A 22701-nucleotide genomic window follows, 5' to 3' on the forward strand; every position below is an offset into this window, starting at 1 on the left:
GACTCACCCGTGCAAAGCATCCTTTTCCAGAACGCCGCCCTGCTCGATCCCGCGCGAGCCGAAGTGCTCGACGGGCATCATGTCCTCGTCGAGAACGGCGTCGTCAAGGAGATATCGGACAAGCCGCTGAAGAGCGCGTCGTCGCGCGTCATCGATCTCAAGGGCAAGACGCTCATGCCGGGGCTCATCGACCTGCACGTGCATGTCGTGGCCGTGCAATTAAATCTGTCGCAACAGGTGCATATGCCCAATGTGCTCGTCACGCTGCGCTCGGTGCCGATCATGCGCGGCATGTTGCGGCGCGGCTTTACCACCGTGCGCGATGCCGGCGGCGCGGGCCACCCGCACAAGCTCGCGGTCGAAAGCGGTCTGGCCGTGGGCCCGCGCTTGTTCGTCGCCGGACGCGCGCTCAGCCAGACCGGCGGCCACGGCGATATGCGCGCCCGGTCCGACTACATGGGCGACAGCGCGCCGTGCGGATGCTGCGTGCGCGTGGGCGCGCTCGCGCGCGTCGCGGACGGCGTGGACGAGGTGCGCCGCGCGGCGCGCGAGGAATTGCAGATGGGCGCCGATCATCTGAAGATCATGGCGTCGGGCGGCGTGGCATCGCCTACCGATCCTGTCGGCGCATACGGCTATGCGGAGGATGAAGTGCGCGCCATCGTCGAGGAAGCGCGCGCCCGCAATACGTATGTGATGGCGCACGCGTACACGGCGGATGCCATCGCGCGAGTCGTGCGCTGGGGCGTGCGCACGATCGAGCACGGCAACCTGATCGATGCGCCCACCGCGAAGCTGATGGCCGAACACGGCGCCTACGTGGTGCCGACGCTCGTGACCTACGAAGCGTTGGCGTCAGAGGGCGCGCAGTACGGACTCGGCGAGGAAAGCGTCGCGAAGATCGAGGATGTGCGCGAGGCGGGTCTGCGATCGCTCGAAATCTATCGCGAGGCAGGCGTGAAGATGGGGTTCGGCTCGGACTTGCTCGGACCTTCGCAGCGGCTGCAAAGCGATGAATTTCGCATTCGATCCGACGTGCTCGGCAATGCGGCGGCGCTCGCGGCCGCCACGACGACGGCCGCCGAAGTGCTCGGCCTGCCCGGGAAGCTCGGCTGCATCGCGCCCGGCGCGTGGGCAGACATGATCGTGATCGACGGCAACCCGCTCGAAGACATTTCCTGCATGCTGGGACAGGGCGAGCGCATACCGTTGGTCATGAAGGGTGGCGAGATCCAGTTCGACGAACTCGAAGCGCGCTGACGCCTCGCGCCCAGGCGCTTATTTCCCGGCGTCTTCGTCGACGAGATGAGCGATCTCGTCGACTTCGATGGTCCGGCCGAGCCGGTTCTTCACGCCATATCCCCACGCATGCACGTGGGCGCCCGGCGTCAGATAGTCCGACAGCGCCTCGGCCGCGTGCGGCGGCATGCGCAGCGACGTGCCATCGTCGAGCAGGGCGCCGCGCAGCTCGCCTTTCGGACCGTGGAGCGAGAGCAGCACTTCGCCCGACGCTTCCATCTGGCGCATTTCGACTTCGGGCGGATGATGCTTGCCGTCCGAGTCCGGGCCTTCGTCGAGGATAGTGCGGCCCGCCTTCGTCATGACGGCGACGGCCGCGATCATGTCCGCGCCACGCGGCTTGATGCCGCGCACGGTGACGGCATCGCCGATCTTCACGTTGCGCGCCAATTGCTTCGACAGATGCGGCGGGAAATGAACTTGCCGCGAGTCGTCCAGAACGAATCCGTCCAGCTCGCCGTGGGGATTGAGCAGAAATCGCGTGACCGTGCCGCGTGTTTGCGGCAAACAGTCAGGGTCGATCCAGTGCATCCGTGCTTCTCCTTTCGATAGGGTTCGGTCGATGCTTTGCGTTTTGCATGCAGACGCATGCATGCGGCACGCAGCATGCAAAACGCGCACAGCAAGAGCCTCGCCTTACAGACAGGAAAGCCGGAGTATCGGTGTCAGCCTGCGTCTGAAGTCTTCGCCGACGCCTCTTGCGCGCGCCGCAGCCGCTCGCGGCTGTTCGAGAGGTGCATGCGCATCGCGGCGCGCGCCGCCTCCGGATCGCGACGCTCGATGGCATCGTAGATATCCTCGTGCTCCCGATTCACGCGGTCGAGGTAACTGCCCGGATCATTGTGCGCGAGCGCGGCCGAATTCACTCGCGTGCGCGGAATGATCGTATTGCCGAGCTGGCTCAGGATGCTGTGGAAGTAGCGGTTGCCGGTTGCCTTCGCCAGTTCGAGATGGAATGCGACGTCCGCTGCAACCGCGTTTTCCGTGCGGGAAGCGATGTGCCGTTCGAACTCATCCAGCGCGCGACGCATCTGCGCGAGGTTCTCGTCGGTGCGGCGCATCGCCGCCAACCCCGCGGCCTCCGCTTCGAGACTGATGCGCAGTTCGAGGATCGCCATCACGTCGCGGATCGTCAGGTCGCCGGCGGCTTCGATCTGGAATCGGTCGTGGTCGCCCGCCTCCAGCACGAAGGTACCGATGCCATGCCGCGTCTGCACGAGCCGCGCCGCCTGCAGCCGCGAAATCGATTCGCGCACGACGGTACGGCTCACGCCGAGCTGCGCCATGATCTCGGATTCAGTGGGCAGCTTGTCGCCGGGCTGAAGCGTCCCGCTGCGAATCCGCTCGGACAGTTCGGCGACGACCTCCTCGGTCAGATTGCGGGAACGGCGAAGCGCGCCAGGCGCGAGTGCAGGAGACATGAGTGAACCGGTCGTAGAAAGGCCAATGGCCCATTATAGGGCGCAGACCCGCTTGTACGATGACTATTGCACACCAGCCATGCGCCGTCCGACGCGCCGCTTGTATGCAAAGTGCAATCGTTACGACGGTAATGGATGCCTGAAACTACGCATTGAAATGCCGAAAGTTGGGGCGTAGAGTTCACGTACTGCATGAAGTGAACGCCATGTGCTCCCGACCCTACCGCACATCTTTTGTTTGCTTCCTCTCGGGGCTCGTGAATCCCATGTCCGCATCCGTTGGATTCGCCATCTTCCGCGCACGCGCGAGCTATCGAAGGATGCGGATTTCGGCCGCCGCGGCGTATTGCATTCAACATTCAGGCGCGAACTAGCGCGATCGCGGGTGGCCGGAAGTCCGCATCCCCTCGTACGAACTGGCGGGCGATGCATCAGCAATACGGGACGGCAAGGAGACGAGCAATGATGCGTGAAGTAACCGGGGCGTTCTGCGGCCCGCGCAAGCTGGACGAAGCATTGGAAGACCTGCGCGCTGAAGGCATTGCGGGCGACCGTATCCGCGTGGCCTGCGTGGAGCCCCTCGCGGAAATCCAGATGTCGATCGCGCTCAGCGCCAGTTCGCCCACGCAGTGGATCACCGCCGAACATGCCGGTTATGCGCCGTATTTCGAATACGACGCGATCGGCGCTGAATCGCCATCCGCCGATATTCTTCCGGACTTTCGTGATCGCGATGCGGCCGGCCACGCTGAAAGCCTCGGCACGGTGACGCGAGTCATCGTCAGCATTCGTGACGAAGCGGAGATGCGTGCCGTGTGCGACATCTTCTCGCGTCTCGGCACCGACGATATCGACGCCGAAAGCGCGGCGGTCTGACCCGCCGCGCTCGATGCGGCGGCTACTGCGGCGTCGTATCCGCAGGTTTCGCCTTCTTCTTGTGCTTGAAATGGAAGCCGCCCTTGTGCGTGCTTCCCGGTGCGGACGTATTGTCTCCGCCCACCGTCGGCCCGGCGGTCGCCGCCCCGTGCGCGTTGCCGCCGCCCGAGCCGCCGTTGCCATTGCCGCCCGCCTGCGCCATCGCGCTGCCCGAGGCCAGCGCTATGCTGGCCGCCAACGCGATCAGCCCTGCCAGTCTGCTCGTTCTCATCGTTTGCTCCGTTTGTCGAGGTTGATTGTCACGCGCCTGCTCTGTCGATTCTTTGCATTCTTTATGCGGCACGCAGCACACAGTATGCAATTCGCGATAGAAGACTGAGCCGGTGGCGAGCTCGAATTCGCTCGCCGACGAGCCGCCGTCCGAACCGCCGAGAGACTTACAGCAGGTTTCGTGCTCGTTCCCCTCGTCCGTATGCAAAGCATGCTGCCGATTAACGCCCTTTGGACCGCTGACTTTCTGTTTGATTACAGACAGCGCTTTCGCAAGGACGAAGACATCGCTCATCGAAGGCACCGTGCGCCATCGCACGGACGTACACCCCGCGGAATCCGTTAAATACGATCAAACAACCTCGATGGCGAGTGCGAGGGTTCAGTGGATCGAATGTCGTTCACTGAGCGAATACACCGCCGCCCGTACGCCCCGGTTTGAATAACGTAAATGGCGTTCGTTGAGGGGAATGCCCTTGAGCGCCTAACTGGCCGGTCGCACCGTTGGCCAGGTACAAGGGACCAGACATAATGAAAACTGAATTGCGCCGCATCCTTTCCGAATCCGCACGCCTCGACGTGCCCATCGATACTCTTTCCGACAGCGACGATCTTTATGCCGCCGGTCTTTCTTCGCTTGCCACGGTTCACGTGATGCTTGCGATCGAAGATGAGTTCGGCGTCGAAATCCCGGACCACATGCTTACGCGCCGGCTCTTTTCCAGCGTGGATTCGCTCGCGGCCGCCGTGGAGGAACTTCGTCGTCAGCAGGCGGCAGCATGAACGCCGCCGCGCAGGAAGCCGAAGCGTCGCAATTGGCCGAACTCGATCGCAGCGCAGGCGCCCGTAGCGAGACTGAGTTGCTCGAAGCCGCGCGTCGCGTCGCCGCGATTGCGGCGACACACGCGAGCGCCGTCGACAAAGAAGCGCGCTTTCCCGCAGAGGCCGTCGCCGCGATGCGTGACGAACGGCTTTTCTCCGCCATGGTGCCCGTGATTCATGGTGGCGACGGCCTCTCGCTTTCAGGCGTCGCTCGCCTGTGCGAAACGATCGCGCAAGGCTGCGCGTCCGCCGCCATGATCTATGCGATGCATCAGAGCCAGGTGATCTGTATCGTCGATCACGGCGCGAATGTGCAATGGCAGCGCGATTTCCTCACGCGCATGGTGAGCGAGCAATTGCTGCTCGCCTCCGCGACCTCCGAGGAGACGATCGGCGGCAACATGCGAACGAGCGCGTGCGCGGTCGATCTCGTCGATGGCGCGTTCACGATCGAGAAGCTCGCGCCGACGATCTCATATGGCAAGTACGCCGACTGCATTCTCGTTACCGCACGCCGTCATCCCGATGCCCCGCCCTCTGATCAGGTATTGATTGTCGCGCCGCGCGAGACGTGTACGCTCGAACAGCGCGGCACATGGGACACGCTCGGCATGCGCGGCACATGCAGCGAAGGCCATCGCCTCGTCGCAAGCGGGACTGCAGAGCAGATTCTCCCAGTACCGTTTTCGAAGATCGCCGACGAAAGCATGCTGCCCGTATCGCATACGCTGTGGTCGTCAGTATGGATCGGCATTGCAGCGGATGCAGTGAATCGCGCGCATCAATTCTTTCGCAATCAGGCGCGTGGCAAGCCGGGCGCCTTGCCGCCGTCGGCGTCGCGGCTCGCACAGGCCGTCACGCTCATTCGCATGATGCAGGCGCGCCTGCGTGAATCGCTCGCGGCGGTCGAAGCGTCGCAGCGTCAACGCGTGATACGTCAGGCAAGCCATGCAGACGACATCGATGCGCCGCTCACCGCATCCATCGGTCTTGCATCGGACCTCAACATGCTCAAGCTCTCGATTTCACAATCGGCTGTGCATGTAGTGCAAGAGACGCTGATGATCTGTGGAATGGCCGGCTATAAAAACGACACGCCTTTCAGCGTGGGGCGGCATTTGCGCGACCTGCATTCCGCGCCGCTCATGATCAGCAACGACCGCATTGAATTGAACACGGCGAATCTGCTGCTCGCGCAGCGCGCCGCAACCGGGGACCTGTAACCATGAACATGCCGACGGAACAAGCCGCGCTGGTGCCGGCTGAAGCAACCGCGCAAACACAATCGAACGCGACGCAAACACACTACGACAAGTCGGACGTCACGTTGCGGGACCGCCTGATCGAAGCGGGCATTCTTATCGATACTGGCGAAGACGGACTCTATGGCCGCAGTGCGATTTTTGAAGATATCGTCGAACGCCTGAATCAGGCCATTACGTTGCTGGGCGCGGACCAGCACGCAGAAGTGCTGCGTTTTCCGCCCGCCATGCGCCGCCGCGACTTCGAAGACAGCGAGTATCTGAAGAGCTTTCCGAATCTCGCCGGTACGATTCATTCGTTCCAGGGCAGTGATCGCGGGCATCATCGCCTGCTGGAAGCGCTCGAAAAGATCGTTCATATCGGCGAAGAGGAAGAACGCTCCGACGAATGGATGGACCAGCAAAAACCCACTCGCCTCGTACTTACTCCGGCCGCCTGCTATCCGATCTATCCGCTCGTTGCCAAACGCGGAAACCTCGCAGAGGACGGCGCAACGTTCGACGCATTCTCCTACTGCTTCCGTCATGAGCCGTCCATCGATCCGGGCCGCATGCAGATGTTCCGCATGCGTGAATATATTCGCGTCGGCAGTCCCGAACAGGTGATGGCGTTCCGCCAGAAGTGGATCGAACGCGGCTCGCTGCTCGTGAATCTCTTGCAGTTGCCCTTTGAAATCGATCTCGCCAACGATCCTTTCTTCGGGCGCGGCGGCAAGATCGTCGCGGATAGCCAGCGCGCGCAGCAATTGAAGTTCGAACTGCTCGTTCCGGTCGCGACGCCCGATCGTCCAACCGCATGCCTGTCGTTCAACTATCACATGGAACACTTCGGCGAGCTCTGGAACATTCGCCAGGCAGACGACGCCGTCGCGCATACGGCATGCGTCGGCTTCGGCATGGAGCGCACGACGCTGGCCCTGTTCCGCCATCACGGTCTCGATGTCAAGGCGTGGCCTGCGCCCGTGCGTGAGTTGCTTTGGGGCGATGCAGCGCCGATCATCTCCAATGGCCTTGCCAACATGGGTCAAGACGCATGAACGCGCGCTCGCCTGCAGAAGCGTTGACTGGCGCGGACGACGAAGCAAGCCGCCATGCATTGCATCGCGGCGAGCGCGTCTGGCTCGAAACCAATTGCTATGTCGATTTGTGGATCGAGCTACTGCATCACTTCGGCTGTGATCCGCATGCTGCGCTCGGCTTCACGGTGACGCAAGCGTTCGAGGGAGACCAGTTCACGTTTCCCAAGTTCTCTCTCGACGATATCGGCAGGCTTTACGGCCTGCAAGCGCAAGAGCTCGCCATCTACGATACGCTCGAAGCACACGTCTGCGAGCAGACGAAACGCGGGCATGTAGTGGTCGCCGAAGTGGACGCGCATTATCTGCCCGATACGCGCGCCACCGCTTATCGTCAGACGCACTCGAAGACGACCATCGCAATCGACTCGATCGACGCTCAAGCAAAACGCCTCACGTATTTCCATAACGCAGGCTATTTCGCGCTATCGGGCGAGGACTATGACGGCGTCTTTCGATTGATGCCAAATCTCGCGAGCGATGTGCTTGCGTTATTTCCATACGTCGAATTCGTCAAGCGCGCCAGGGCGCCGCTCCAGGGTCGAGCATTGGTGCAACGTTCGCTTGAACTACTCAAGCTGCGTCTCGTAGATCGGCCGGGCGTGAATCCCATCACGCAATGGCGCACTGAATTCCCCCAGCATTTGCAGAGACTCCTCGAACGCGACGTCGCCTATTACCATCTGTACACGTTCAACGTCATGCGTCAGCTAGGTTCGAATTTCGAATTGCTATCGAAATATCTGACCTGGCTGAGTGCGAACGGCGTCACTGTGCCAGAGGACATTCGGAGCAACGCACAGGCGATTGCCAGCGAAGCGATGGTCATGCAGTTCCGGCTTGCGCGGGCACGTATGCGTTCGCGTCCGGACTCATGCAACGACTGCCTCGACTCACTCGAAGCGGCGTACGAAAAGGTCATCGAGCCGCTCGCCTTGCTTCTTCTTTAGAACCTGTGCCGCGCCTCGACGCGGCACAGGATTCTCATTCATCCCCGAAGGTTGTGATATGAATGGCTCCCCGCTCGCGCCTCGCCGCCTGGACGCAGGGTGGCAATGCGCCAGCACGCCTGCCGGCGCATATGCGACTCCCATGGCGCTCGACGCCTGCATCAAGTGGCTCGATGCGCAAGTGCCCGGCACGGTTGCTTCCGCGCATCGCGCAGCAGGCGTGGACGACGAAGCACTCGCTCAACCATTCGCGCTCTCGGACCATTGGTATCGTCTGACGCTGCACGCCGAAGGAAAACGACGCGTGCGCTTCAATGGACTCGCCACGATAGCCGAAGTCTGGATAGACGACTGCAAGCTATTGGAGTCGGACTCGATGTTCATCACGCATGAAATCGACTACGAATTCACGGGAACGACCACGCTTCACCTTTGCTTCAGGTCTATTACGCCTGCACTTGCGGCGAAACGCGGGCGAGCTCGGTGGCGTCCGAGGCTCGCGCAACCCGCGACGCTGCGCAACATACGTACGACCCTGCTCGGCCATATGCCGGGATGGTGTCCGCCAGTGCAACCTGCCGGACCCTGGCGCCCCATAGAGTTGATCGGCGAGTCGCCTGAATCGATTGATCGCGTCGATCTAGCGTCGCGTGTAGAACACGGCGATGGCGTCCTCGATGTAACGGTGCGCTTCTTTCACGCGCAAGCACCGGATGATATGCGCCTGCAATGTGGCGAGGCGTCGACTACGCTGGTGTGGAAGGATGCGCACACGTTGACGGGCCACGTACGCGTGCCACAAGCGCGCTTATGGTGGCCCCATACTCACGGACAACCTGCACGCTATGCCGTGCAGCTCATCGGCGCATCGGCAGGCGTCGTCTCTTTGGGCGAGATCGGCTTTCGCACGATCGAAGTGGACCGGGGTGCGGATAAAGCCGGCTTCCAACTGGTCGTGAATGGTGTGCCGGTCTTCGCGCGCGGGGCGTGCTGGACATCTGCCGATATCGTTGCTCTGGAGGCATCGCGAGAGAAGCTTGCATCGATCTTCGACGCATGTCGTCGCGCGGGTCTGAATATCATTCGCGTGAGCGGCACCACGCTTTATGAATCGGACACGTTTTACGAGCTTGCCGACGAATACGGCATTCTGGTCTGGCAAGACTTTGCCTTCGCCAATTTCGATTACCCGACTGACGAGCGCTTTCAGCGCGCCGTGCAGCAGGAAGCCGAGCAGTTCCTCGCGCGCACGCGGCGCTTTGCGTCGCTTGCCGTACTATGCGGCGGAAGCGAAGTGCATCAGCAAGCCGCCATGCTCGGGCTTCCGTTCGACGCCTATCAGCAACCGCTCTTCACTGAGCAATTGCCCTCGATCGTCGCAGCAATGCGTCCCGACGTGCCATACGTTGTGAACTCTCCGAGCGCCGCGCCCGGCGATACGTCGTCGATGCCGTTCGGCACGCGCGGCGGCATCACGCACTACTACGGCGTCGGCGCATATCAGCGCTCGTTCGACGATGCGCGCCGTGCTGAAGTGCGCTTCGCAAGCGAATGCCTCGCCTTTGCCAATGTTCCGGATAACGCCGCGCTGCGGCTCGCGTCGAACGCCTCGCGGCCGCATGAGCCACGTTGGAAAGCCGGCGTGCCGCGCGATCCGGGCGCTGCCTGGGACTTCGACGACGTGCGTGAGCACTACTTGCGCACCGTCTACGGCGTCGACGTGGCGCGTTTGCGGTATGAAGATCCTGAGCGGTATCTAACGTTGTCGCGCGCCGTCGTCGCCGACGTAATGGGCGCAGTCTTTTCCGAATGGCGACGCAAAGGCTCGTCCTGTGCCGGTGGCATCGTGTGGAATCTTCTGGACGTGCGGCCCGGTGCGGGATGGGGAATCATCGATGTCCACGGCGTTCCGAAAAGTCCTCTGCATGGACTCGCTCGCGTGCTTCAGCCGGTGCAAGTTCTGGTCACCGACGAAGGCCTCGACGGGCTCGATCTTCATCTCGTGAACGAAACGGCGCACGACATTCGCGCCCGTGTGATGCTGAGTTGCCTGCGCGATGGCGCGATCAAAGTGGCGGGCGGTTCGTGCGAGATCACGTTGCCCGCTCGCGGCGTCGAGCGAATCAACTCGAATGCTCTCTTGGGTGCGTTCTTCGATACGACCTATGCCTATCGCTTCGGCCCACGCGCACACGATGCGACTCATGTCGTTCTAAGCGACGTCGCCACAGGTGAAGTATTGTCAGAGGCTTTTCATTTTCCCGATCTCGGCGTTGCAGACCGCCGCGATCCTGGCCTCGGCGTGACCGTTGAGAAGCATGCGGCGGGATGGTGCCTCGACATCAGCAGCACGAGACTCGCACGCTGGGTCCATGTCGACGATCCAAACTACTATGCGGAAGTCGACTGGTTTCATCTCGCGCCCGGAAGCACGCGACGCGTTCCGCTTGTCGCGCGTCGCCCGGACGTTTCTTCGAAGCCGGAAGGCGAAGTCATCGCATTGAACGGGACTGCGGGTGCGTCGTATAGAGCGTGAGGCGTTGCTATTCTGCTGCTTTACGGGGCTTCTCCTGGTCGACACGTTGAGGAACGCCATATAATGCATCTAATGAGTCTGTGAATTCCTCCGTGCACCCCATGCGCAGAAGAAACTTGTCGATACGAATCATCTCGATCACGCCTTCCGCTGCAATGATTCGATAGAGCGCCCCTGATTCGTTCTTGATTCCGACTCGCATGCGCGCGCGCCGCCCCGGCAAGCAGGTCGCGTGTTTCGACACGAAGTCCAGGATCTGCGCATCGAGCGCCGATCTGGCTGCGCCATTGATCAGATGGCTGCGCATGCGGGTTGATTACGTTTGGACCTCCTCACAATAGCACGGCTCACTACGGCCGCCACTATTAGGCAGCGACCAAGCGCGTTACACCTTACTTCCATGCGTAGCGAAGCCCTACCCAGACGCCACGCGGCGCGCCCACGCCCAGGAATTGTTCATTCGTCGTATCCGTTCCACTGAATGTATGGTTAGGTCCATTAAAAGCGTTCTCTCCGAGAATGGCAAAGCTCGCATAGCGCTTGTTCAGAAGGTTCTTCACAGTTGCGTAGACCTGTAACTGCTTGGTCACGTTATAAGTCGTGTCGAGGTCTATCAAGAAGTAGCCTGCGACGCTGCCATTCACATCCTGATTGTTCTCGTCCCCGCGCGAAAAAATATTGCTACGGTAAGTCAGGTTGCTACCGACATTCCATTGCGAGACCGGAGAGTAGTCGACACGAAGCTTCACGGTATTAGACGGAATGCCGGGAATGCGGTCGCCCGAATGTACGGTAATGTTGCCGTTACCGTCGGCGCTCGAGTTGCTGGGACTATGCTCGACCCACGTCGAACGATAGGTCGCGTCGACATAGCTATAGCTCGCGCCGACGCCCAGTGGCCCCCATTGCGTTCGGCCTGCGAGCTCGAAGCCCTGGCGACGCGTCTTGCCCACGTTCTGGAAATACCCGAGCGTGCTCGTTGCGCCTTGACTGCTGACGAACTGAATATCATCGGACAGCGTCGTGCTGTATGCCGCAGCGCTCCAGCTCGTCGCGTTGCCGATGCGGCCGCGCGCACCGATTTCGAATGTACGCGAGATCACCGGCTTGAGGTCCGGGTCTGCAATGAAGTCATTCGGTAGAGAGCATGGTGCGTTCGGGTCCGCGCAAGCGAGTTCGATGGCAGTGGGCGAGCGCATGCCTTCGTTATAGGTGGCGTACGCAGTAAGCCACGGCGTCGGATTCCAATTGAAGCCAATAGCAGGGTTGAAACGCGAGAACGTGTGATTTCCGTCGAGCAGAGGTTGCACGCCGCTCTCATCGCCGATAGTCGCTTTGGACCAGTTGTATCGTCCCGCCAGCGTCATCGACCATTGCTCGGTGAAAGAGAAGGTGTTCTCGAAATAGATGCCCCAGTTCTCGTTGCGCGTCCTCGCGTTCGTGGCGGAAACGAACGGGCCTGTGCCAAGCGTCGCGCGAGTGTCCGTGAATTCCGCCGGCTGCGTCGCCTGCGTGAAGTGCGTGTTGGCGAAGTCGCCTGCCGCCCCGAGCACGAGTTGGTTGTCGTTGCCGAATAGCTTGTTCAGCAGCGTAAGTTGGAGGCTCGCGCCATAACTGTCGGTCAGTACGACGGATTGCTGGTTGGTGGCCTGTACGAGGTCGATATCGTTATCGCCGCCGGCCGTCACCGGGTTATAGGCGTCGTTGACATTGCTGCTCGTGTTCTTGTTGCGATAGTGCCGGTAATAGACGTTTCCACTCAGTTGCACATTGGGCGAGAGATAGTGCTCGGCATTGATCGTGATATAGCCGAGTTGGTTCTCGTTCGTGTCGGGATATGTGTACGCCTGGCGAAAGTTGTCGAGAAACGATCTGGGGATGGTTTGCGATCCGTTGAGTGTATTGTCGGCGCCGCCTATCGACATCGAAACGGTGGTATCCCCATCGGTGTAACGGAGTTTCCCGAATGCCTGACGCAAGCGGCTCGAATTGTGCTCGGCCCAGCCGTTGTCATTCGTGATGTTGGCCGTGAAGTAATAGTCGAGGTGATGGCCAATGACACCGCCCTGTTCGATCTGCGCCGCTTTTCTTCCCCAAGATCCGCCGCTTACATCAATGTTTCCCCCAGGATTACTACGGCCGTTCTTCGTCGTGACGGCCACCGCACCACCGAGCGTATTGAGTCCGAACGTCGGGTTCGAGCCCGGGATGATCTGCATCGTCTGAATGGCCGCTTGCGGAATCAGGTCCCAGTTGACCACATCGCCGAACGGTTCATTCACTCGCACGCCGTCGAGAAATACCGACAGGCCTTGCGGCGTGCCCAGCAAAGGCGAAGCAGTGAATCCGCGATAGAGAATGTCGGTTTGCGAAGCGTTGCCTTGTGCGTCGTTGGTGTCCACGCTCGTCACGTTTCTCTGCATGTAGTCCGTTATGGTCGAGGTGGTGGACGAATGTTGCGCTTGCAATTCACTGCCCTTGATGGTCTGGACATTAGCAGGCACCTTTTCCAGCGGAGTGCCGACGCCCACCAGCGGCGTAGTTCCGACGACCACGATGGTCGGCAATTCCGTGTTCGCAGTGGATGCCGCGTCGGGCGCGCTCGCCGCTTGCGCCCATGCCCCCGCAGTCATGCTCGCCAGCGCGCCGCCGATTGCCACCTTATATCTCGCGCGGCGCGTAGGCGAACGCGCCTGCCTAAGGGTGCAGGAATTGCTCCTCATCGTCGTCTCCCGTCATATTATTTTGTCAAGATACACGTGAGCTGTTCTGACTTCGAAAGAGTCGCATGACGAAGGGTGCGCGCGCCGGGACTTTTTCCCGATCGCGCCGGGAATCTCTCCCGAAGGCGGCAGCGCGGCTTCGTGCGCATGTCTACGGATGCAGCATGCGAACATGAATCGTCGTACGCCGGTTTGGTGAGCTGCGATGACTTGAGTAGAGCTGTCTCAGCCGACAATGCAAGGACCGCAATGATCGAACGCTTCCGCCCCGCAACATCAAAGTATGTGTACGGCGCCCTCGTCGGACGCATTACCGATGGGAAAGAGAACCCTAACGGCAATTCACCGCATTACGAGATTCTTGTCGACGCGGCGGAGACTCCGTATCGCGTTGCGGTCAATATCCGTTCCGTCGAAGGCAGCGAAGTGCTCGCCTACAGCAGTAACCAATACACGAACGAGACGAAGCTCGGCATATCCGAACGGATGTCGGGACCGCACGGTTTCACCCCGCTCGCGACAGGCAAGCAAGGTGAGGGACTCGACTATCTACGCGATCATCTCTTCCCGCTGGATCAAATGAGGCCCATCGCCGCCGATGGTAACGGCAGCACGATGTCCGCCCTTCTCGACGGACAGATACAGCGCGCGAAGAACGATAAGCAAGCGGTGGTGCTCGCCGTCGGTGACAAGTTCGACGACTACGCGACACGCGAGCCGCTCGCCTTCTCGCTTGGCCGCGGCGTGCACGACATTCATATGATGCAGGGCAACTCAGGCAAATTCGCGGACGACAACCGCATCAACGGTGACGGAGCGCTGTTTATCCGTTTCGCAGGCGGTGAGACGTTTGCCCTTTTCGTACGGTTCGCGACGCAGGCGACTGAGACCGACGAGAACGGTAATCCCTCTAAGCCCGTTTAATGCGCTCTCAACGCATCGACGATATCCATTCGCGATGCCCTGAGCGCCGGCAGAAAGCCGCCCACGATGCCCATGACGAGCGAGAAGACGACAGTCTGCAATACCACCGAAGGCGTGAGCATGAAACGGAACGAGAGGTCGGAGAACGTCTGAAAGTTCGTTGTGGAGAAGGAGGCGAACTGCATCAAAGAAGCGCAGCATAGGCCCGCCATGCCGCCTACGAGGCCGAGCAACAGCGCCTCCAGCAAGAACGCGAGCAGCACGTCGAATCGCTTGAAGCCGAGCGCACGCAGGGTTCCAATCTCGGCCACGCGGTTGGCGACCGACGCATACATCGTGATCATTGCCCCAATCATCGCTGCAATTGAAAAGATGATGGAGAGAGTGAAGCCGAGTATGTTGATGAACGTCGACAGAGCCTTCGACTGATCGCCATAAAAGACTTGCTCGCGCTTGGCTTCGTCCGCGAGGCGCGGGTCCGTGTCGATATCGGTCCTGAAGCGTTCGAGCGCGTCGCTGCGAACGAGGCGCACGACCATCGACGAGTAGCTCGTTCGGCGAAAGGACTGCATGAGTTGGTCCACATCGCCCCAAATCTCCGAGTCGAAGCCGCTGCCGCCTGCATCGAAATGACCGACCACCGTCCAGTCCCGTTGCGCAAAGCGCAAGTGATCGCCGATGCGTGTACCAGCGAAGCCCTTCGTGATATTGCTGCCGACTATGATCTCCGACGATCCACGCCTGAACATGCGGCCTGCCGACAGCTTCACCTGCGGGCGCAATTCGAGACCCATTGGCGAAACGCCGCGTATCACCACGTTGGCAGGCGTATTCGCCCCGAGCTTGATGAGAGAGATCAGCACGACAGTCTCTTTCGATGCCAGAGGCTGACCATCGCCATTCATTGCGACCGACGGATGCATTGCCATCACGTTCGCTTGCGCGCGATCGACGGAACTCTGTATCTCCGTCTCCGCGCCCTTGCGGATCACCACCACGTTATCGCGCTCTCCTGTCGAGACGAGCGTTTTCTTCAGGCCCGCATCGAGCATGAGCACGGTGGCAAAAACGAACACGACGAGCGCGAGGCCGCTAGCGGTCAGAAGCGTCGTAAGACGACGCGCCCATAAGTTGCGTGCGACATACGTGACAGGAATAGCCATCGCCGTATGTCCTCAACCAATCGCCCGCAGGCCTTCGACGATACGCACGCGGCTGGCCTGCACCGCCGGCACGATCGCCGCAGAAAGCGCAATCACGAATGCGCATGCGGCCTGCAACAAGATGGTTTCATGCGACACCTTGAAGACAGGAAACACGCCGCCGGTTGCATGCTGGAAGACCACCGCAGCGGGCGGAGTGGCGAGAATGCCGATGCCGCCGCCGATGGCACAGATCGCGAGCGATTCACCGAACACCAGTGCCGACAGAAACGCGGGTCCGAACCCGAGCGCCTTGAGCGTCGCATACTCGACTGTACGTTCGCGCGCACTCATCGCCATGGCGTTCGCCATCACGGCCATGATAATAAGGATAACTACATAGGACACTACGCGTATCGCCGCGATAATCTGATTCGACATCGCGACGAAACCAAGCTGGAAAGCCTGCTCCGTTTCGGTCAATGTCTCCGCGAGCGAGTTTTTGAAAACCGCATCGATGTTACGCGAAACCGTCGCGCCCTTATCCGGATCGTCGATGCCGACGACGTAGACGCCCACCTGATCGACGTTGCGCTTCGTGGTCTTTCGAATCGTTTCGTTGAGATATTCCCAGTGAAAAACGAGTTGCCGCGTAATGGTGGATTCGTCGCGCCCTTCCATGATGCCGCGCACAACGAAGTCCCACGTGCCCGGATAGATGGTGCCCTTAAGGGGAATGACATCGCCCACTTTGAAGCCGTATTGCGTCGCAAGCTGACGTCCGATGAGACAGCCTTTGCGATCGCGACGGTAGTCGGCGCGCGCTTGTGGCGTTATGACGAACTCTGGGTAAAGGTCGAGGTAGTTGTCGGATACGGCGAACTGCGCAAAGAAATTCTTCGGGTCCCGGTAGATGCCGCCGAACCAGTTCGAACGCGCAACCATCGTGACGCCCTCGACGCCGCGAATGCGGTTCTCATAGGCGAGCGGCAGCGGGAATACGAGAGATATTGCATTGCGCGTGACGAGCCTCGCGTTGGAAGCAGCCGCCGCACCGGCATACCATGCATCGACGACCGTATAGAGCAAACCATACGCGAGCACGGCAATGGTCAAGCCGAGGACAGTCAACGCGGTACGCAATCGATGGCGCGTCGCATTGCGAAGAATCAGCTTGAGCGCATACATTGTGTCAGCGCGCCTCGGCATCGATGAGTTCACCCTTCTCCAGATGCACGAGCTTTCTCGCTGCGTTCGCCGCATGCGCGTCGTGCGTCACCATGATGATCGTCTTGCCGAGGCGATCGTTCAGACGCTGCAACATGGTCAGCACTTCGGACGCGGACGTGCGGTCGAGGTCACCGGTCGGTTCGTCAGCGACGATCAGCTTCGGATCGGTCACGACCGCACGCGCGATCGCGACGCGTTGCTGCTGCCCGCCCGATAGCTCCGACGGATAATGGCTCATGCGCTCGCTCATGTTCACCATGTCGAGCACCATCGCGACACGCTCGCGCCGCTCTGCACGCGAAAGGCGCGTGAGCATCAGCGGAAGCTCGACGTTCTCGAAGGCGGAGAGCACCGGCATCAGGTTATAGAACTGGAAGATGAAGCCGACATTCGATGCGCGCCACTCCGCGAGCGCCGCCTCGGGCAAGCGGGTAATGTCGAGCCCGCCGACGCGCAACTCGCCGCTATCCGGCCGGTCGATGCCGGCAATGAGATTGAGCAACGTGCTCTTGCCCGAACCTGACGGCCCCATCAGCGCGACAAAGTCACCCTCGGTGATGGACAAGGTGATGTCGGTCAGCACGGGTACCGTTTGCACGCCGCGCCGGTACGACTTCGCGACGTGGCTGATCTGAATCAGGGGCGCCGTGCTCACGCTATTTCTTCGCCACGGTGACGCTCGCGCCGTTCTTGATCTTGTCGCCGGGCGCGAGCACGAGCGTATCGCCAGGCTTGACGCCTGACACGGCCAACAGGTCGCCGATGCGCTCGCCTGTTGCCACTGGCACTTCGCGCACCTTATCGTTGTCGACCACATACACCACGTTTCTGCCCTCGCGTGTGACGACAGCGGCCGGCTGCACGGCCACGACGGCTTTCTTCTGCGCCGCAGGGACTGGCTTCGAGAGAAAGGCGACTTTCGCGCTCATGTCGGGAAGGACGCGCTCATCGCGCTCAACGAAACGCACCTTCACGAGCACGGTGGCTTTCCATCGATCGACGGTCGGCACGATGCGCGATACGCGGCCCGCAAAACGCGTATCCGGCAGCGCGTCGAGTTGAATCTCGCAAGGCTGATCGACGGCGATATGCCCGATGTTCGACTCCGCCACATCGGCTTCGACTTCCAGCGTCTTCATGTCTGCGATCGTAACGACCGCGCCTTTGCTGTCCGATGCTGACGAGAACGGCGTGATGTTGTCGCCGACGTTAGCGTGTTTCTCGATCACGACGCCATCGAACGGCGCGCGGATCACCGTCTGATCGACGGCGACCTGAGCCGCGCGCGCATTCGCCTGCGCAGACTGAATGGCCGCTTGTTCGCTGTTGATCGAAGCTTTCGCCTTATCGAAACGAGAGCGGTCGGCGTCGTATTGCGAAGCGGAGATTGCGCCGTGTGGAGCGAGTACGAGTGAACGCTTCAGATTAGCCGATGCGTTTTCGAGTTCGGCGCGCTGCAACTGCAGATTCGCCTGAGCGACTTTCACTTGCGCCTGCGCCTGAGCCAGCGCCGCGGCCACATCCGCGCTCTCGAGCCGCGCAATGACCTGCCCTTCCTTCACCGGCGTCCCCTCGAGTACGCCGAGCCATTCGACCCGCCCTTGCGCCTTGGATGCCACCGCCGCCTTCCGCTGCGGCACCACATAGCCGGTTGCATTCAAAATGGTATAGCTCTGCGATGGGTACACGGATGTAACGGTGGTCGTCTCGACAGTCTGCGGCCCAGCGAGCCGAAGACCGACGCCGATCATCGCGAGGACGAGGACCAGGACACCCGCGTAGCGCAGCCAATTGCGCCGCCTCCGCGGCGCCACGGCGCCCGGACCCGTCGTCCGATCGATTCTTAATTTTTCTAGGTCGTGTTCAGCCAATTTCTGACGTAAGCGCCGTTGAGTGCCAGCGAGATGGCTGCTCGAGGCAGCGGTCCGGCGCGTGTTGCGGTGAAGGGATGCTCAGTATAGCGCCGGAGCTTACAGGTGCTTACGCTTCGCGCTGGCGGCTTCTCATTGGCTTTGCGATCGGGGGACATCGCGTGGCATTCTGCATGCAACGCGCAAGCGATCGCATTCACCGTCGCATGGTGCGGCATCGTGAAGTTGGACGGCAGATGGGATATGCCAGCGCTCCATCTGTGCCCAAGCCTGAGCAACCTCGCCGCCGCGCTTGCGGCGGTCTGCCATTCACGGCTCGGCATCCGAATGCTCGGCACAATCCGGTCGCTTGTCTGCGTGAATAAGAAGCGGCACGGTGCGCGATGACTGCGATCGAAGCCGCGACGGCGGACAGATCGTTGTACGCCCGCGATCTCGGCGGTGACGCAATGACTGCGCAAGCGTCGGCCGCAGTGTGCGCGTTCATCGAGCGCGGTGGGGCTGGCGCCAGTGCAGCGGCGTGATGACTAGCTTCGTCTAGGCGAATGCAGCTGTTCGACGCCCGAGGCCAGACTGCAGTTAGTCACCGGCCTACAGCAAGATATCAGACGCCCGCAGACCGTCGAAGGCGCCGCACCGTTCCTTGTCCGCAATAAGATGCGCACCGCGGTCGCCCGCTTCACTCCCCGCGCAGCGGAGGCTTGCAACGCACCGTGGAGCACATAGACGCCCGTTTCGCCCCTGCTCCGTTGCATGCAAAACGCGAAATGCAACCGGCTCGGCCGATTCCCCTGCTTTTATTTTAAGATAGCCGCTTCTCCGTGACTCGGCGACGTTTGCCAGGGGTAAGTACGTGTTTTTCCCACTATCAGGCCGCAACACCGTGGCGTGCGCCGCTAGCACGGCGCTCTGCCTCTCGATCGCTTTGCATGCGCAGGCAGCGCTCAGCGCAGCGCAAGGAAACGTTGCAAGCGCGGGTCTTTCCGCGAGCGCCCCGAGCGCTACCGCCGCCGGCATTCTTTCGGCCGAATCGCTGCCGCCTCATTTCGCCGGCGACGATCCAGAGCATGTGCGAGATGCGTTGTCGGCGGCGACCTCGTCCGGACAGCAAGCGGCAACGTCGAACCCGTCCATTACCAGTCGTGTTCGCAGCTTTCTGTCCCGGCCCTTCGTGGCGGCAGGGCACCGGCCGGAGAGCCCGAGTGGCGCCCGGCCGTCGATCGACGACGCATCGCGTTCCGACAGAACTTTTGTATTCGTTATTCCTGCTGCCTACGGCGTGCGTTTTGAATCCAAGAAGAAGCTGCTGTCGGTCGATGTATCGCTTGCCGCACCTGATCAGCCGGACGCCATCCTCCTGAAACGGGAAGTCCACGGACAAAGCGGACGCAAACTGGTGATCGCGCCCGAAGCCAAGGCGAAGGGCTTCGTTCAAACCATCGACACGATCCAGCTCGAAACCGGTGCGCGCACCAAGACTACCGTGCGGGGGCGGGCCGTCGTACCGACGTTCGACGCATCGCGCGGCAGTGATGATTTCGCGATCGTGGTCGTCTGCTCACTGGAACCACCTTATCTCTCGGACCGAACGGAACACAGTGAGCCGACCGACGAAGAGCCCACGGACATCACGAGGAGGACATCGACATTGCACGGTCGCATCGATGCGCTGTGGCTGGTGGACCGGAACGACGGCACGGTCATAACAAGGCGTCTGCGTCTCGTCAAATAGGCGACCGCCCGCGGACAAAACTTCTGCAAGCGCCGGCGGCTGTTAGCTTCACTTCTCGAAGTGCATGCAAAACACCGAACCAAGGTCGAAACGCACCGGCACCCATCTACAATCGAGGAATACGAGCGCGTAGGTTCGCTCGTGACCGGCATACGTAGGAGTGCTGCGCCCGAACATCCCGAACGCAAGGAACGCACGTCGCGGATCGATCGGAAACACGCTCGCGTCACGGAGAGATGAATGCGCCGTAGAATCAGGGCCGTACGCCAGAGCGGCCGGGCCGTCCGGCGACGGCTCTTTCGCCGCAATACTCATGCATGGATGCGCATAGCCGATGTCTTCTCGCAGTTCCCGCTCCTCGCGGGCGCGATTGGCACGGCAGTGGCGCTTTCGATGGCCGTGCTCTCGTTCGCCGCTTTATGGCAAGGTCGTGCACAGGCGCTGGAGAACGCGCATCAGGCATCGTCGAACGTGGTCGCCACACTGAGCGCGGACATTGCACGCAATATCGAATCGAGCGACCTGTCGTTGCGCACGATCGTGAGTGGCATGCAAAATCCAGTCGTGTCCGGCCTGTCTCCGGAACTGCGCCGGCTGGTCCTCTTCGACGGCGCGACGGCCGTGAGCTACATCGGCGGCGCCTTCGTGATGGATGCCCAAGGGCGCATTGTCGACGAACGCGATCCTTCCAGACATGCCGATCTCCTCTTCAACGACCGCGACTACTTCAAGGTCCACGTCGAGCGACCGGACGTCGGGCTATACATCTCCGGGCCGTATCGCTCCCGGTTGCGCGGCGGTCAACGTTCTCTCGCGTTGAGCCGGCGTATCAACGCGCCCGACGGCTCGTTCGCAGGCGTCGCGGTCATTACGATGAACGTTAGTTACTTCGATTCCCTGCTGTCGCGCGTGAACGTTGGACGCTCCGGATCGGTATTCATTGTGCAACGCGACGGTCTCATGCTCGCCCGCAAGCCGCCGTTGCCTCGCGACGGAGCGAATAACGTATCGGCATCGCCGACGTTCGCCTCGATGAAGCAGGAAAGCTCCGGCTCGTACATTTCCACCTCTCCACTCGATGGCGTGCGCCGCCTGTACACCTTCGTACGCGTGCCGGGTACGAACCTGATCGCCGCGGTCGCACCCGCGGAGAACGACGTACTTGCGGGCTGGCGGGAACGCAGCACGGTCATCGGCGGCCTGACACTGACGTTCGGCGGCGGCTTTATCGCCATCTCCTGGCTGCTCGCGATTTCGCTGCGTTCGCGCGCCATCGCGCTCGAGAAGCTGCAGCGGCTCGCGGGCACGGATTCGCTGACGGGCCTGAGCAACCGTCGCGCGCTCGATCGACGTCTCGGCGACGAATGGCGTCGCGCGCGCCGCGCCGACTATCCGATCTCGGCGCTCTTCATCGACGTCGATCACTTCAAGTTCTATAACGACACCTACGGTCACGCGATGGGCGACGATGCACTGGTGGCTGTTGCCGATTGCATGCAGAATGCCGTCCAGCGGCCCGGCGATATCGTCGCGCGCTACGGTGGAGAGGAGTTCGTGATCGTCCTTCCCGGCACCTCCGCGCCCGCGGCCGTCGTCTTCGCAGAGCGCCTGCGCGCCAACGTAGAGGCCCTCGAAATTCCGAACAGCAGGTCGCTGAAGGGCGTACTCACCATCAGCATCGGATGTGCAACGGTTCATCCGCGACAAGGCGACGATGCGCTCAAGCTGCTCAACAGCGCCGATGCCGCGCTTTATCGCGCGAAAGGCGCCGGCCGCAATCGGGCGGTTCACGAAAACAGCATGGCGAGCGGCAACGCTTGAGCACATTTAACCTGGCTTACGCGAACACGGCGGCATTTTGCATACGAAGGAGCCACCCAATGACAACGTCAGCGGTCATATCCGCGATCCTGCTGGCGATTCTTCTCGGCGCGATGATTCCCGGACCGAGCTTCGTCATGGTCGCGCGCAACGCGATCAGTCTTTCGCGGGCCGACGGCCTCGCCACGGCGTTCGGCATGGGCCTGGGCGGTATCGCATTCGCCGGTATCGCGCTAGCGGGTCTCTACACGCTGCTGTTCGCCGTCGAATGGCTCTATGTCGCGTTGAAGATAGCCGGCGGACTCTATCTCGTGTACATCGCGCTGCGCATATGGCGCGGCGCCTCGCAGCCGCTATCGATGCAGACTCGCGGCGCACAAGTCACCGGCAGTCTGCGCCGCTCGTTCTTGCTCGGCCTGACTACCCAGCTAAGCAACCCGAAGACCGCAATCTGGTACGGCAGTATCTTCGCGGCACTCCTGCCGCAGCATCCGCCGCTCTGGTGTTACTTCGTGCTGCCGTCGTTTGTATTTTGCATTGAGTTCGGCTGGTACACGGTCGTCGCCCTCTGCTTCTCGAGCCGTCGGCCGCGTGATGTGTACCTGCGCGCGAAAGGGTGGATTGACCGCATCGCGGCAACGATGGTCGCAACGCTCGGCTTGCGACTCATCGTTGCTGCTGGAAAGGACGGCCTCTGAGCTAGATTGCATTCAGAATTCCGACACAACGATAACGAATTCGGAATA

General features: G+C 61.2%; 20 protein-coding genes. 11 read left to right on the forward strand and 9 right to left on the reverse strand.

What is annotated here, in order from left to right; all coding sequences use genetic code 11:
* Positions 1–9: 9 nt before the first annotated feature.
* Entirely contained in the window at positions 10–1260 is a 1251-nt protein-coding gene (locus LDZ24_RS26505; protein WP_248324334.1) for an amidohydrolase family protein, read from the forward strand.
* Positions 1261–1278: 18 nt separating this feature from the next.
* Here LDZ24_RS26505 and LDZ24_RS26510 read toward each other — a convergent pair whose 3' ends face one another.
* Both LDZ24_RS26510 and LDZ24_RS26515 read right to left on the reverse strand, forming a co-directional pair.
* Complete coding sequence (locus tag LDZ24_RS26510) at positions 1279–1830, reverse strand: hypothetical protein (protein ID WP_248324335.1); 552 nt, start codon at positions 1828–1830, stop codon at positions 1279–1281.
* 134 nt (positions 1831–1964) lie between these two features.
* Complete coding sequence (locus LDZ24_RS26515) at positions 1965–2720, reverse strand: FadR/GntR family transcriptional regulator (RefSeq protein WP_248324336.1); 756 nt, start codon at positions 2718–2720, stop codon at positions 1965–1967.
* A gap of 462 nt (positions 2721–3182) precedes the next feature.
* Here LDZ24_RS26515 and LDZ24_RS26520 point away from each other — a divergent pair, with 462 nt between their 5' ends.
* Positions 3183–3596, forward strand: coding sequence for a hypothetical protein (locus tag LDZ24_RS26520; protein WP_248324337.1), 414 nt, complete (start codon positions 3183–3185; stop codon positions 3594–3596).
* Positions 3597–3618: 22 nt separating this feature from the next.
* On the opposite strand, the gene LDZ24_RS28230 is transcribed toward LDZ24_RS26520, so the two are convergent.
* Positions 3619–4161 carry a hypothetical protein gene (locus LDZ24_RS28230; protein ID WP_371747499.1) on the reverse strand — a complete coding sequence of 181 codons (543 nt, stop codon included), beginning with the start codon at positions 4159–4161 and terminating at the stop codon, positions 3619–3621.
* Between the two features lie 236 nt (positions 4162–4397).
* Between LDZ24_RS28230 and LDZ24_RS26530 the strand changes: the two genes are divergently transcribed.
* Genes LDZ24_RS26530 through LDZ24_RS26550 form a run of 5 tightly spaced genes read left to right on the forward strand, consistent with a single transcriptional unit; the run spans position 4398 to position 10512 of the window.
* Positions 4398–4649, forward strand: a complete 252-nt coding sequence (locus LDZ24_RS26530; protein ID WP_206470911.1) for an acyl carrier protein — start codon at positions 4398–4400, stop codon at positions 4647–4649.
* Entirely contained in the window at positions 4646–5911 is a 1266-nt protein-coding gene (locus LDZ24_RS26535) for an acyl-CoA dehydrogenase family protein (protein ID WP_248324338.1), read from the forward strand. The genes LDZ24_RS26530 and LDZ24_RS26535 overlap by 4 nt, the downstream gene beginning before the upstream one ends.
* Before the next feature lie 2 nt (positions 5912–5913).
* Positions 5914–6987: an amino acid--[acyl-carrier-protein] ligase gene (locus LDZ24_RS26540; protein ID WP_248324339.1), complete on the forward strand. Its 1074-nt coding sequence runs from the start codon at positions 5914–5916 to the stop codon at positions 6985–6987.
* Positions 6984–7976, forward strand: coding sequence for a DUF1839 family protein (locus LDZ24_RS26545; protein ID WP_248324340.1), 993 nt, complete (start codon positions 6984–6986; stop codon positions 7974–7976). The genes LDZ24_RS26540 and LDZ24_RS26545 overlap by 4 nt, the downstream gene beginning before the upstream one ends.
* Before the next feature lie 58 nt (positions 7977–8034).
* Positions 8035–10512: a glycoside hydrolase family 2 protein gene (locus LDZ24_RS26550; RefSeq protein ID WP_248324341.1), complete on the forward strand. Its 2478-nt coding sequence runs from the start codon at positions 8035–8037 to the stop codon at positions 10510–10512.
* Positions 10513–10519: 7 nt separating this feature from the next.
* On the opposite strand, the gene LDZ24_RS26555 is transcribed toward LDZ24_RS26550, so the two are convergent.
* Positions 10520–10819, reverse strand: a complete 300-nt coding sequence (locus LDZ24_RS26555) for a hypothetical protein (protein ID WP_248324342.1) — start codon at positions 10817–10819, stop codon at positions 10520–10522.
* An 85-nt stretch (positions 10820–10904) separates the two neighbouring features.
* On the reverse strand, positions 10905–13235 hold the full coding sequence (locus LDZ24_RS26560) for a TonB-dependent receptor (RefSeq protein ID WP_248324343.1): 2331 nt from the start codon (positions 13233–13235) through the stop codon (positions 10905–10907).
* Between the two features lie 249 nt (positions 13236–13484).
* Between LDZ24_RS26560 and LDZ24_RS26565 the strand changes: the two genes are divergently transcribed.
* Positions 13485–14159 (forward strand): DUF2278 family protein, encoded by a 675-nt coding sequence (locus LDZ24_RS26565; RefSeq protein WP_248324344.1) that lies wholly within the window; start codon positions 13485–13487, stop codon positions 14157–14159.
* Here LDZ24_RS26565 and LDZ24_RS26570 read toward each other — a convergent pair.
* From LDZ24_RS26570 to LDZ24_RS26585, 4 genes are read right to left on the reverse strand one after another with little or no spacing between them, the layout of a single operon-like run.
* Positions 14156–15322 carry an ABC transporter permease gene (locus LDZ24_RS26570; protein WP_248324345.1) on the reverse strand — a complete coding sequence of 389 codons (1167 nt, stop codon included), beginning with the start codon at positions 15320–15322 and terminating at the stop codon, positions 14156–14158. The genes LDZ24_RS26565 and LDZ24_RS26570 overlap by 4 nt on opposite strands.
* A 12-nt stretch (positions 15323–15334) precedes the next feature.
* Positions 15335–16489: an ABC transporter permease gene (locus LDZ24_RS26575; RefSeq protein ID WP_248324346.1), complete on the reverse strand. Its 1155-nt coding sequence runs from the start codon at positions 16487–16489 to the stop codon at positions 15335–15337.
* Positions 16490–16493: 4 nt separating this feature from the next.
* Positions 16494–17186, reverse strand: coding sequence for an ABC transporter ATP-binding protein (locus LDZ24_RS26580; RefSeq protein WP_248324347.1), 693 nt, complete (start codon positions 17184–17186; stop codon positions 16494–16496).
* Position 17187: 1 nt separating this feature from the next.
* Positions 17188–18282 (reverse strand): efflux RND transporter periplasmic adaptor subunit, encoded by a 1095-nt coding sequence (locus LDZ24_RS26585; protein WP_248324798.1) that lies wholly within the window; start codon positions 18280–18282, stop codon positions 17188–17190.
* A gap of 973 nt (positions 18283–19255) precedes the next feature.
* Between LDZ24_RS26585 and LDZ24_RS26590 the strand changes: the two genes are divergently transcribed.
* The 3 genes from LDZ24_RS26590 (at position 19256) to LDZ24_RS26600 (ending at position 22653) form a co-directional block, all read left to right on the forward strand.
* Complete coding sequence (locus LDZ24_RS26590) at positions 19256–20134, forward strand: hypothetical protein (RefSeq protein WP_248324348.1); 879 nt, start codon at positions 19256–19258, stop codon at positions 20132–20134.
* Between the two features lie 240 nt (positions 20135–20374).
* Positions 20375–21955, forward strand: coding sequence for a diguanylate cyclase (locus LDZ24_RS26595; protein WP_248324349.1), 1581 nt, complete (start codon positions 20375–20377; stop codon positions 21953–21955).
* Positions 21956–22014: 59 nt separating this feature from the next.
* Positions 22015–22653: a LysE family translocator gene (locus tag LDZ24_RS26600; protein WP_248324350.1), complete on the forward strand. Its 639-nt coding sequence runs from the start codon at positions 22015–22017 to the stop codon at positions 22651–22653.
* The last annotated feature ends 48 nt before the right edge of the window (positions 22654–22701 follow it).

It is taken from the genome of Caballeronia sp. Sq4a (assembly GCF_023170545.1).
In the GTDB taxonomy this organism is placed as follows: domain Bacteria; phylum Pseudomonadota; class Gammaproteobacteria; order Burkholderiales; family Burkholderiaceae; genus Caballeronia.